At 60.1% G+C, this 12697-nt stretch carries 9 protein-coding genes; 7 read left to right on the forward strand and 2 right to left on the reverse strand.

Annotation, left to right across the window (positions count from 1 at the left end):
- The first annotated feature begins 156 nt into the window (after positions 1-156).
- From J3R80_RS00425 to hflX, 6 genes are all read left to right on the forward strand, one after another.
- Positions 157-2328 carry a PAS domain-containing sensor histidine kinase gene (locus J3R80_RS00425; RefSeq protein ID WP_275391784.1) on the forward strand — a complete coding sequence of 724 codons (2172 nt, stop codon included), beginning with the start codon at positions 157-159 and terminating at the stop codon, positions 2326-2328.
- Positions 2325-3758: a sigma-54 dependent transcriptional regulator gene (locus tag J3R80_RS00430; RefSeq protein WP_275391785.1), complete on the forward strand. Its 1434-nt coding sequence runs from the start codon at positions 2325-2327 to the stop codon at positions 3756-3758. Before J3R80_RS00425 ends, J3R80_RS00430 begins: the two co-directional genes overlap by 4 nt.
- 110 nt (positions 3759-3868) lie before the next feature.
- A complete protein-coding gene (gene trkA, locus J3R80_RS00435) occupies positions 3869-5245 on the forward strand; it encodes a Trk system potassium transporter TrkA (RefSeq protein WP_275391786.1) in 1377 nt (458 codons plus the stop codon).
- Positions 5246-5272: 27 nt separating this feature from the next.
- A complete protein-coding gene (locus tag J3R80_RS00440) occupies positions 5273-6820 on the forward strand; it encodes a potassium transporter TrkG (protein WP_275391787.1) in 1548 nt (515 codons plus the stop codon).
- A 191-nt stretch (positions 6821-7011) separates the two neighbouring features.
- Entirely contained in the window at positions 7012-7248 is a 237-nt protein-coding gene (hfq, locus tag J3R80_RS00445) for an RNA chaperone Hfq (RefSeq protein ID WP_133488330.1), read from the forward strand.
- Between the two features lie 8 nt (positions 7249-7256).
- Positions 7257-8555 (forward strand): GTPase HflX, encoded by a 1299-nt coding sequence (hflX, locus tag J3R80_RS00450; RefSeq protein ID WP_275392240.1) that lies wholly within the window; start codon positions 7257-7259, stop codon positions 8553-8555.
- A 12-nt stretch (positions 8556-8567) separates the two neighbouring features.
- On the opposite strand, the gene J3R80_RS00455 is transcribed toward hflX, so the two are convergent.
- Positions 8568-11036, reverse strand: a complete 2469-nt coding sequence (locus J3R80_RS00455; protein WP_275391788.1) for a penicillin acylase family protein — start codon at positions 11034-11036, stop codon at positions 8568-8570.
- Between the two features lie 110 nt (positions 11037-11146).
- Here J3R80_RS00455 and J3R80_RS00460 point away from each other — a divergent pair, with 110 nt between their 5' ends.
- The gene (locus tag J3R80_RS00460; RefSeq protein ID WP_275391789.1) at positions 11147-12019 is read left to right on the forward strand and encodes an NAD(P)-dependent oxidoreductase; all 873 of its coding nucleotides are present in this window, start codon (positions 11147-11149) and stop codon (positions 12017-12019) included.
- Between the two features lie 57 nt (positions 12020-12076).
- On the opposite strand, the gene J3R80_RS00465 is transcribed toward J3R80_RS00460, so the two are convergent.
- Entirely contained in the window at positions 12077-12610 is a 534-nt protein-coding gene (locus tag J3R80_RS00465) for a YSC84-related protein (protein WP_275391790.1), read from the reverse strand.
- Between the last annotated feature and the right edge of the window lie 87 nt (positions 12611-12697).

Genomic DNA, 12697 nt, shown 5'->3' on the forward strand with positions numbered 1-12697 from the left:
CACAAGACCCGGGCCACACAGGCGGTCGCCGCGGAAACGCGGCCATGACGAGTAGGGGCAAGCACAGTGGCGCGACGCGCGGTGCGGAAGTCGAGGCTGGATCAGTATCTGTCCATGCGCCGGTGGCGCAGGTTCAGATCGGCAGGAGCCTTTGGCATGGTGGTTCTTGGTCCGGTGCTGGCCATCGTGACCTTCCTGACGCTTGGACCATTTGCCCAGCGCGCAGACAGCAACACGTTACGATTGATACTTCTGGCTGACGCGATCTATGTGATCATGGTGGCTGGCCTTGTTCTTGCGGGTCTTGGCCGGATGATCGTGGCCCGCCGTCAGGAAAGTGCCGGGTCGCGGCTGCACCTGCGTCTGACCATGGTGTTTGCAGTCATCGCGCTCAGCCCCACCATCCTTGTGGCGATCTTTGCGATGCTGACCCTGAACATGGGGCTTGAGGGCTGGTTTTCGGACCGGGTGCGCACCGTGGTCGGCAATTCCCTGTCCGCGGCTCAGGCCTATAAACAGGAAAGCCGCGATGGGCTTGTGCAGGACGGAGAGGCCATAGCGGTTTTTCTTGAACGTCAGCGCCAGTCTCAATTGTTGCTAACGGACGCTGAACTGGGGGCGTTGCTGGCGCAGGGGCAAGTGCGGATCCAGCGTGGGTTGCGCGAAGCCTATGTCATAGATTCCCATGGCGTTATCCGCGTGCGTGGCGGCAGTTCTTATCTGTTTGACTATGAGCAGCCCAGTCAGGCTGATCTTGACCGGGCGCTGGCCGGGGAAACCGTGGTGATCGAGGATTGGCAGAACAACGAGTTTCGGGTTCTGATCAAGCTGGACAATTTCTCGGACCACCTGATTCAACTGACCCGTGATGTGAACGGAGAGATTCTGGACCTTGTCGATGAAACGCAGGAAGCCGCGCGTGTCTACAACCAGTTGGAAAGCCAGCGCGGCCAGCGACTGTTCCAGTTTGGCCTGATCTATCTGGGCTTTGCGGTGATCCTGATCCTTGCTGCGATCTGGATGGGCATGTCCTTTGCCGAACGGCTTGCCCGCCCCGTCGGGCGGTTGGCAGGTGCCGCCCAACGGGTGGGGGCCGGCGATCTGGATGTGCGCGTGATCGAAGAAGAAGGCGACGACGAGATCGCCATGCTGGGCCGGTATTTCAACCAGATGACCACGCAACTGAAGGGCCAACGCCAGCGGCTTTTGGAGAATACCGAACAGATCGAACGTCGCCGTCGATTGTTCGACAGCGTGTTGGGGTCCGTCACCGGGGGCGTGATCGGGTTGAATGCCGATGGACAAGTGACCTTCGTCAATCGCGCTGCCGAAGAGCTTTTGGATGTGCGCGACGAAACCGGGGTTGAACAGGAACTGGCGCTGGTGGTGCCAGAATTCCAATCCCTTTTGGACGAAGTGGCCAATGGCACCCGCGAAACCGCGCAGACCGAACTGCGCCTGACGCGCAGCGGCAAGCAGGAAAACCTGCTGGTGCGCATCGCGACACGCCGATCGAACGAGGGCGGGCTGGAAGGCTATGTGGTCGCCTTTGACGACGTGACCGACCTCGTGTCGGCCCAGCGCATGGCGGCATGGGGTGATGTGGCCCGCCGTATCGCACATGAGATCAAGAACCCGCTGACCCCGATCCAACTTTCTGCCGAGCGTATCAAACGCAAATTCAGCAAGGTGGACGGCATCGACGTAGAAGCGTTGGAGCAATACACCGATGTCATCGTGCGCCAGACGAATGATTTGCGTCGCATTGTTGATGAGTTCTCGAAATTCGCCCGGATGCCCGAGCCTGAACGACGTGCCACGGATATCGTGACGCTCGTGCGTGACGCCGTGCTGCTTCAGCAAGCAGGACAGGAGGGCGTAACGATCAACGCAGATTTGTTGGATGGTCCGATTAACGTCGAGATTGACGCAACCATGATCGGCCAAGCCCTGACGAACCTGATCAAGAATGCTGGTGAAGCCATTGAAACATTACAGGAAAATGGCGCGCCACAAGGCCATTTTCCCGAAATCCGGGTGGGAATGCACGATGTCGCGGGTGGCGTCGAAGTCACCATCGCAGACAATGGCATAGGATTGCCAGAAGACCGATCCAGACTGTTTGAGCCTTATGTCACCACGCGTGAAAAAGGCACCGGACTGGGTCTTCCGATTGTGAAGAAGATTATTGAGGAGCATGGCGGGCGTCTGACCCTTGAGGACGCGCCTGCCTTTCACCGTGAAAGCGCCCATTTTGGCGCGCTGGCACGAATTTACCTGCCCCATGATGACGGGCAGACCGAGCAGCAGAAAGCGGGGGCAACATGAGCGATATTCTGATTGTCGATGACGAACGGGACATTCGGGAACTGATCTCGGATATTCTGGAAGACGAGGGGTTTACGACCCGATTGGCGGGCACCTCGGACGAGGCCGTGGCGGCGGTAAAGGCCGAGCTGCCGTCACTCATGATTCTGGACATCTGGCTGAAGGATTCAGCGATGGATGGGATCGACATCCTGAAGATGGTCAAACGCGAGCATCCCGAGGTGCCGGTGGTGATTATCTCGGGCCATGGCAATATCGAAATTGCCGTCGCTGCAATCAAGCAGGGGGCGTATGATTTCATCGAAAAGCCCTTCAACATAGACCAGTTGATGGTGGTGATTACCCGGGCGATGGAAACCAGCCGCCTTCGGCGCGAAAACACCGAGCTGAAACGCCGCGACACCCACCCGACCGAGATGATTGGTTCAAGTGCGGCGTTCAAGTCATTGAAATCGCATCTTGATAAGGTGACAAAATCCAACGGTCGCGTGCTTTTGTCGGGGGCTGCGGGCGCGGGCAAGGAAATGGCTGCACGCTATATCCACGCCAATTCCGATCGGGCTTCGGCACCATTTGTGGTGGTCAATTCGGCGTCCATCGAAGCGGACCGGATGGAAGAGGTTCTGTTTGGCCGAGAAAGCGCCGAACGCGGCGTCGAGCCGGGATTGCTGGAAGAAGCGAATGGTGGTGTGCTCTATTTCGACGAGGTGGCAGATATGCCTCTGGGCACGCAATCCAAGATCCTGCGCGTTCTGGTCGATCAGCGGTTCCAGCGGGTCGGCGGCAACGACAAGGTTTCGGTCGATCTGCGGGTTATCTCATCGACCAACCGCGATCTGCAGGCCGAAATCGAGAACGGGCAGTTCCGCGAAGAGCTGTATCATCGCCTGAACGTGGTGCCGATTGCGGTGCCGCCTCTGGGCGAACGGCGCGAGGATATACCCGAGCTTGCGCGTTATTTCCTTCAGGCCTTCAACAGCGATCAGGGGCTGCCCCTGCGCGATCTGGCCGAAGATGCCGAGGCGATGCTTCAAACCATGCAATGGCCCGGAAACGTGCGGCAATTGAAGAACATGATCGAACGGGTGCTGATCCTGGGCGAAGGCACGGGACCGATTCAGGCCTCGGACCTGCCGGGGCAGGATGGTGCTGGCGATGACGGCGGCGAACAGGGGGTTGTGGTCTCGGGGGCGCTGGCGATGATGCCCCTGCGCGAAGCCCGCGAGGCGTTCGAGCGGGAATACCTGCTGACTCAGATCAATCGCTTCGGTGGCAATATTTCACGCACGGCAAACTTCGTTGGCATGGAGCGATCCGCCTTGCACCGCAAGCTGAAATCCCTTGGCGTTGTGACCGGGTCGAAGGCTGGTGCGCGTGTTGCCTATGTCGCGGACGAGAACGAAGAAGCCCAGGTCGAGGCGGACGCCTGATCGGTGTGAGCCTGCGCTGCCACGTGGCACGGGGGTGTCGATCTGCGGGCATTGACCCTGATCGGACCTTCTGCCATGGGTTTTCTTGATGTGACATCAGGGAGAACCGGATGAAGGTCATCATTTGCGGTGCCGGCCAGGTGGGCTGGCAAATTGCGCGTCACCTGTCCAGCGAGAAAAACGACGTGACGGTTGTGGACAACAACGCCGAACTCGTGGCGCGGGCAACCGACACGCTGGACGTGCAGGGTGTTACGGGGCATGCCTCGTATCCCGATGTGCTGGAACGGGCCGGGGCCAGGGACGCCGACATGATCATCGCGGCGACCCATTCGGACGAGGTGAACATGGTCACCTGCCAGATTGCCCATTCGGTGTTTGCCATCCCGCGCAAGATCGCAAGGCTGCGGGCACAAAGCTATCTGGACGCGATTTATGCCGACATGTATCGGCGCGATCATCTTCCCATTGACGTCGTGATCAGTCCGGAACGCGAGGTTGCACAGGCTGTGTTGAAGCGGCTGCAAGCGCCATCGGCCTTTGATATCGAAAGCTTCATGGACGCGCGCGTTCAATTGCTGGGCATTCAGATCACAGAAGACTGCCCGGTGCTGAACACGCCACTGCGACAGTTGACCGACCTGTTTTCGACGCTTAGCGCGGTTGTGGTTGGTATCCGCCGTGACGGGTCGCTGTTTGCGCCCGAGGCCGGGGATCAACTGTTCGGCGGGGATCAGATCTATGTGTTTACCCGCACCGAGGACGTGAACCGCACCCTCGAAGTGTTTGGTAAATCGGTCAAACGTCAGGAACGGGTGGTGATCCTGGGCGGCGGCAATGTGGGCCTTGCCGTGGCGCGCGAGTTGGAAAACCGGACCGATCGCATCCGCGCCAAAGTTGTGGAGTTAAACCGCACGGTCGCTGAACATGCTGCGGATGCGCTGGAGCGCACCGTGGTTCTGCATGGCGACGCGATGAATATCGAACTGATGAAAGAAGCCGGGGTGCCCCGTGCCGACGCGATCCTGTCGGTGACGGATGATGATCGGGTGAACCTGTTGGCGGCTGTCAGGGCCAAGACAGCGGGCTGTGCGATGTCGATCTGCCTGATCAATGACCCGTCTCTGGTCAACCTGATGGAGCCGCTAAAGATCGACGCCTATATCAACCCGCGCACACAGACCGTCAGCTCGATCCTGCGCCACATCCGGCGCGGGAAGGTGCGCGAGGTCTATTCGCTTGGTGATGCCGAGGCGGAAGTTATCGAGGCACAGGTGCTGTCAACATCCCCCATCGCAGGCAAATCGGTGCGCGACATCGACTTCCCCGAAGGGGTGCTTGTCGGTGCGATCCTGAAGGGTGACGAGGTTGTGAAACCCACGGCCAAGACGCGGGTCGATGAAGGGGACGTGGTGGCCTTGTTCTCGATGGCTGCAGACGTGCCCGAAGTCGAGCGGCTGCTTCAAGTCACGATCGACTTTTTCTGATACAGTCGCACCGATAAGGCCAACATCATGCTTGCCAATATCGCCAAACTGCCGCTGCTCGTGATCCTGATGGGGATCGGCGCGTTTGCGATGCTGCTGCCTGCTGGCTTTGGCTGGATGATTGGCGAGTTTTACGAGGCCCGGGTCTTCCTGTATGGGGCCTTGTTGTTCGGGTTCCTGACCTCGTTTCTGGCCATCGCGATGGCTGATCGGGATCGTTCGACCCGACATCGTCGTCACCTGTTGGCCCTTCTGGGCTTGTTCGTCTTGCTGCCGGTCATGCTGGCCGTGCCGTTTCATCAGGCCGTGCGCACAACAACATTCTTGAATTCTTATGTCGAGATGGTGTCAGCCCTGACCACCACCGGTGCGACCCTGTTTGACGATGCCAGCCGCATTGCGCGGTCGGTCCATCTTTGGCGTGCCTTGGTGGGGTGGATGGGCGGTCTGTTCATCTGGGTCGGCGCGATTGCCATTCTGGCGCCCATGTCGCTGGGCGGGTTCGAGGTGCGGGCAAGATACGGCAAGCGCCGAGCGGACGCATCGGGCGACACCCGATTTGGTGCGGGGATCAGCCAGATCACGCGCGTGGCCGATTTCTCGGAACGTATCCGAACCTATGGCGTGCGGTTGTTGCCGGTCTATGTTGGTTTGACGGCGGCCTTGTGGCTGGGTTTGATCATTGCCGGTGACAACGCCTTCGTGGCTTTGTGCCACGCCATGTCGACCATCGCGACAAGCGGCATTTCTCCGGTCGGTGGTCCGACGGGCAGCAATTCGGGCTATGTCGGCGAGATCGTGATGGCATTGTTCTTCATTTTCGCCATCTCGCGCGTGACCTTTGCATCCGACATGCAGGGCAGCGAGCGGCGGCGACGATTGCCCGAGGATCCCGAAATCCGCATGGCGCTGGTGATCGTGATCGTGTTGCCTCTGTTTTTGTTCCTGCGGCACTGGTTGGGGGCCTATGAGGTGGATGAGGAGCAAAACTGGATCGCGGGCCTGGCATCGCTTTGGGGCAGTTTCTTCACCGTGCTGTCATTTCTGACCACCACCGGGTTTGAAAGCGCCGCCTGGGCGGTCAGTCGAAACTGGTCGGGTCTTCAGACGCCGGGACTGATCCTGATGGCTTTGGCTTTGATCGGCGGCGGGGTCGCCACAACAGCCGGTGGCGCGAAACTGATGCGCGTCTATGCGCTTTACCTGCACGGATTGCGCGAGATGGAAAAGCTCGTCCACCCATCCTCGGTCGGCGGGTCGGGCACCGAGGCGCGACATATCCGGGGCCGTGGGGCTTACATGGCGTGGATCTTCTTCATGCTGATGTCGATGACCGTCGCGCTGGTGATGGGGCTGTTTTCACTGCTCGGGCAGGATTTTGAAAGCGCAATGACCCTGACCATTGCCGCCCTGACAACAACCGGCCCGATCGCGCAGGTCGCGGCGGCGGACCCCATTTCTTACAGCACGCTGTCGGATCCGGCCAAGGCGGTTCTGGCCGGTGCGATGGTTCTTGGGCGTCTGGAGATGCTGGCGATCATTGCACTGCTCAGCCCCGAGGTCTGGCGGCGTTAAAGAGCATGCCAGCGTGTATGCACGCAACAGGCGTGATGCTGCGCTGCGGCTCATCATGATGTATTGACCAGGTTGCGGTTCTTCCGATGATGCAAAAAGGGGGTGGAAAAGGTTAAATCTCCACGCCATAGTGTCGTTCAGGAATTATTCTGCCGGTCTTCGGCAGCACGAGAGAAAAAAGGAAAAAAGCGATGGCTGCCGATAAACAGAACCTGCAGGATGCCTTTCTGAACCATGTTCGAAAATCAAAAGTTCCGGTGACGATCTTTCTGATCAACGGTGTGAAACTTCAGGGCGTCATTTCATGGTTTGATAACTTCTGTGTCTTGTTGCGCCGCGATGGTCAGTCGCAGCTGGTGTACAAGCACGCGATTTCAACCATCATGCCGGGCCAACCGATCAACCTTTATGATGGCGAAGAAAGCTGAGCGATCTAATTGACCGGGAAGAACAGCCCACGCGGGCCTGGGTCTTCCATCCCGAACTGACATCCGACCGCAACCGCCGCGATGCGGCCCCCGCGCTGGACGAGGCCGTGGCCCTTGCCTTGGCGCTGCCCGATCTTGACGTGGTCGGGTCCGAGGTCGTGCGCTTGCCGGCACCACATCCCGGCAAGCTGTTTGGGAAGGGCAAGTTGCAGGAGCTGGGTGCCAAACTGCACGCCGCCGAGGTGGAGCTGGTCCTGATTGATGGGCCGGTCAGCCCGGTGCAGCAGCGCAATCTTGAGAAGGAATGGAAGGTTAAGATCCTTGATCGAACCGGCCTGATCCTTGAGATTTTTTCGGACCGCGCACGCACGCGCGAAGGCGTGCTGCAAGTGGAGATGGCGGCGCTGAGCTATCAACGCACACGGCTGGTGCGCGCCTGGACCCACCTTGAACGCCAGCGTGGTGGGTTGGGCTTCGTGGGGGGCCCCGGCGAAACGCAGATCGAGGCAGACCGCCGCGCCATTGACGATCAGTTGAACCGGTTGCGCAAACAGCTTGAGAAGGTGGTGAAGACCCGCGAGCTGCACCGCGCCGCGCGCGCCAAGGTGCCGTATCCGATTGTCGCGCTGGTCGGCTATACCAATGCTGGCAAATCGACCTTGTTCAACCGCATGACCGGGGCAGAGGTTCTGGCCAAGGACATGCTGTTTGCCACGCTTGACCCAACGATGCGCCAGATCGAGCTGCCTGCCCTGGGCAAACAACCGGCACAGGGCGGGGGCCGCAAGGTGATCCTGTCCGATACGGTGGGTTTCATCTCGGACCTGCCGACGCAGCTTGTGGCGGCCTTTCGCGCCACGCTGGAAGAGGTGTTGGCTGCAGACCTGATCCTGCATGTCCGCGACATCAGCCATGAAAACACCGACGAGCAGGCCCATGATGTCGAACAGATCATGGCCGAGCTTGGGGTGAACGAAGATACTCCGCAGATTGAGGTCTGGAACAAGGTCGACCTTCTCGACGCAGATGATCAAGACGCTCGCCGTCGCGAAGCGGAACGCAGTGACAGCATTCTGGCGATTTCGGCCCTGACCGGTGAAGGGTTCGACGATCTGGTGTTGGCCATCGATGCTGCCCTTGATACGCCGCGCAAGACCGAGACGCTTACACTGGTGTTCTCGGACGGGCGCAAACGGGCTTGGCTGTTCGACAAGGGCATCGTTGAAGCCGAAGAGCCGGGCGAAGATGGCTGGGCGATCACGGTGACGTGGACCGAACGGCAAGCGGCGGAATACGCCGCGCTCTGACCATCCTCGCGATCAGTTTTTCGGGATCAACTGGGTCACGCCAACTGACGCTGCCCGTGCCAACGCCGGGTCCAAGGACATCGGGGTATATTCTCCTCGCCGCCACAACTCGCCCAGATCATCATAGTGGCGCGACAATGGATGACCCGACTGTCCGGTCGAGATGACGAACAGAGAGCTGTTGGGATCGGCAAAGTCATACACCCCCCGAAACCCCGCCCCATGCACATTGCGATAGGGGTTTTTGCCGGTGCCAGCCGTGCGACCGCGCAAAAGGGTGTTGTCGCCGCCGGATGTCGATTGCCGGATGTTCACGAACCATTTCAGGAACGGTACATCCCCCAGAACCGGGTGTTTATGCGTAACCTCGTGGTAATCCCCCCAGCGCAGGCTTTCCTGTTCGCCACCGGCGTTCTCATCCAGCCACAACAGCGCGTCGTCCAACGCGATGCGGGCAATGTCGGTGCAGGTTTCCTCGGGCGCCGATTGGATCACATCGCACCAGACGCCAGCGCCTTCGACATCGCGAAAGACCCGTTCGATAAAGATCGGTTCGACATGCGGGAACTCGTTCGCCAGCGGCCCAAGCTCGTCCCGGATCAGGCGGTTCTGCAGGGCGCGCAGCCATGTCGAGTAAATCAAAGGCTCGGGCATATGCTCGTTCATCTCGCCGTTCCAGTTGGCCAGAAGCTCCAGGGCCCGTTGGCGGGCGCGTTCGGGCGTTCCATCAGGGGCGGCTTCGCCGGTGAACCACAGATCGGCCCCCACAAGCGGCAACAGGGTGCGCGCGGTGACCGAGACCGAGTCAAGCTGCGCTTCGATGAAGCTGTCGCGGGTGTGCACCTCGCGTGCTTGCATCAGTCGACTCCAGCGTTGCACGCGCTGGCTGTCGCCCCATTCGTAACTCATGTGGTTGGGGAAGGGCCGGTCCACCAGCTTGTTGTTGGTATTGCCGACAATCCCGCCCGTGGGCTGTACGAATTCCGGATTGGCACTGTAGCTCAGCACGCCCTGCCACCGGTTTTCCGCCACCCAGCCGGGGCTGGGAATTCGGCCACGGGTCTGGTGCTGTGCGTCACGTCTGGGCATCGCGCCAATCACCTTCATCGCGACATTCTCGCGATCCGCCAGGGTCAGGGTCAGACTGGGCGCCACATAGTCCGCACCTGCCGCGATCCCCTCCATCACGGTTTTTGCGCGCATCAGGCGGATCGCCGCGCTCATCGAGCGGTCTTCGCGGGTCAGAAGTGTCCAGTTCAGCGACATGGCGTGACCGGGGGGGGTGATGATCCCCAGATCGAACAGATGGCCGGGCAGGACAGGGCCGTTCTCGGACCATTGCAGATCGAAGGTCACAGGCGCTTCGTCCTTGATCTGCACGATCGAACCGCGATGGGTCAGGGGTTTGAACCCGTCGGGCGTTTGCACCTCGGTCGGGTTGTCGGGGTTCAGCTTTTCGACATGCAGATCCTGATCGTCCAGATAAGACGACGTGACACCCCACCCGAATGTGTCTGATCTTCCGACCATCATTGCAGGCATACCGGGAATGGTGCCGCCGATCACGCCGCCGGTCGACAGCTCCAACCGTGCCAGATACCAGATCGCGGGCGCCGTGAAGCCCAGATGGGGGTCATTGGCCAGAAGTGTTCCGCCCGCAGCCGAACGTTTGGGGGCAGCGGCCCAGGCATTCGAGGCGCCAGCGAGTCCACGCCGCGGCGCGGGCCAAAGATCAGGGCGATCTTGACGGGCGGGAAGGTTGGCAAGCTGGGTCTTCGACACCCCCAAAAGTGCTGCATAGTCGGGAAGGGCGGCCACTCCGGTGCCGGGGATGTCCGGCAGGATGTCTTTGACACGATCCTCGGGCAGGGCAAGGGTCACGCGCGCGCGCAACAGCTCTTCTTCCAGATGCCCGGCCAGTTGCACCCCCATCAACTTCAGAATGGCAATGCTGTCGGCAGGCTGCCACGGGGACACATCGTTGGAAAACAGGAAAAACTCCGGCGCGCCCCGGCCCAGCGCCTCGGAATTCACGCGGCTGAGATAGGCGTTGACGCCCGAGCTATAGGCCTTCAGTGCGGATTTGGCCTCTTCGTCCTGCACCTCGACCGCTGCTTTCGCCAACGTATAAAGGTCCAGCCGCCGCATCAGTTCGTCCACCTGCAAGGTGCGGCGTCCGAACATCTCGGACAAACGGCCCTGCGCGGTGCGGCGCATCACCATCATCTGCCACAGCCGATCCTGAGCATGGGCATAGCCCAGCCCGAAGAAAACATCGGCATCGTTTTGGCCGAATATATGGGGAATATTGGCGTTGTTGCGCACGATCTCGACCGGGGCGGTGATGCCTGCGGTTTTTCGCGTGACGCTATAATCGGGCAGGGATTGCGCGGCCAGATAATAGACCAACGTCATCGCGACACCTGCCAGAACCAGCAGCCCCGCCACGATCCGGATCATCCAAAGAACGACCTTGCCCATTACACCCTATCCACCATTTCGCCCCTGTCGTTGCGAGGTCGCCGTTGACCTTGCCCGTTCACGCGGTAACTACTGTGCATCACACGGGATTTCAACGGAAGGCGACGGTTATGGCAAAATGTGCATTTTTGGGCTTGGGCGTGATGGGATACCCCATGGCAGGGCATCTTGTCGCGCAGGGGCACGAGGTTACTGTTTTCAACAGAACGGCCGAGAAGGCAAAGCGCTGGACCAAGGAACATGGTGGTGCATGGGCGGCCACCCCGCGCGAGGCAGCGAAGGGCGCGGATTTTGTCATGGCCTGTGTGGGAAATGACGACGATTTGCGTGCCGTTGTTCAGGGCGACGATGGTGCGTTGCTGGGAATGCAAGAAGGCGCGATCTTTGTCGATCACACCACCGTTTCTGCCGCCGTCACGCGCGAGCTTTACGCTGCGGCTTCGGATCGAGGTATTGCCTTTGTCGACGCGCCGGTGTCCGGCGGACAGGCGGGGGCAGAAAACGGGGTGCTGTCGATCATGTGTGGCGGGGATCAGGCGGCTTTCGACGCAGCAGAACCGATTATGCAGGCCTATGGTCGCACTGTGAAACGACTGGGCGACAGTGGCGCGGGGCAATTGACCAAGATGGTGAACCAGATCTGCATCGCAGGGTTGGTTCAAGGCCTGTCCGAAGGTCTGCATTTTGCCGAGAAAGCCGGTCTGGACATTCGCGAAGTGGTCGATGTGATCCAGGGCGGGGCCGCGGGCAGTTGGCAGATGGTCAACCGGCACGAAACCATGGCGGATGATCACTTTGAACACGGGTTTGCCGTGGACTGGATGCGAAAGGATCTGGGCATCTGCCTGTCGACCGCCGATGAAAATGGGGCGTCGCTTCCTGTGACCGCATTGGTCGATCAGTTTTATAAGGATGTGCAAAAGATGGGGGGCGGTCGCTGGGATACATCCAGCCTGTTCAAGCGGTTGAAGTCTGCCGGGTAAGCGTTTGAAAAAAGGGCGGATTGGTTCCGCCCTTTTTCGTGCAATTGTCCAGTTGGATCAGGGAATGATCCGGGTGTATTTCGCCCCTTCGATCGACGCACCGGCAATCAGCCCGGCCTGACCGAACACCACTGCAACCACCGGCGACGAGGCCGTGATCGTATCCGCGGTCAGGCGGTCGCCGTCGGTCTGGAAGGCGTATTTGATGTCGGCCGATGCCACCCAACCTGCGGCACTGCGGAAATCCTGCAGGGCTTGATCGGTCATGAAGAATAGCACATGCGCGAATTGCTGCGCGCCAATCTGCAGACCGGCGCTGGCCTGTGTCAGCAAATAATAATCGACGGTGGCGTCATTGATACGCAGCGCGCCGCGCCCGTATGCGCCGCCCAAACCAAAGCCGGCTTCGGTGACCAAGGGCATGACCAGCTGGCCGGTCGATTTCGCGGCAAGCTCGCGCGTGCCGGGATAGCGGTTGTAAAGATAATCCAGCGTGCTGTCGACGCGGGCGTCGATGCGATCTCCGCTGCGCGACCCGACGCCGTTTGCACAAGCGGCCAACGATACGCTTGCACCGCCTGCTGCTATCATGAATCCTCTGCGGGAAAGCCTGTTCTTTTGCATAATTTCGCCTCGTTGAATGCGCCGCCGGCGCGATATGTGCTCGTTTGTGGGTCT

The organism is Aliiroseovarius sp. Z3 (assembly GCF_029105185.1).
Classification (GTDB): Bacteria; Pseudomonadota; Alphaproteobacteria; order Rhodobacterales; family Rhodobacteraceae; genus Aliiroseovarius.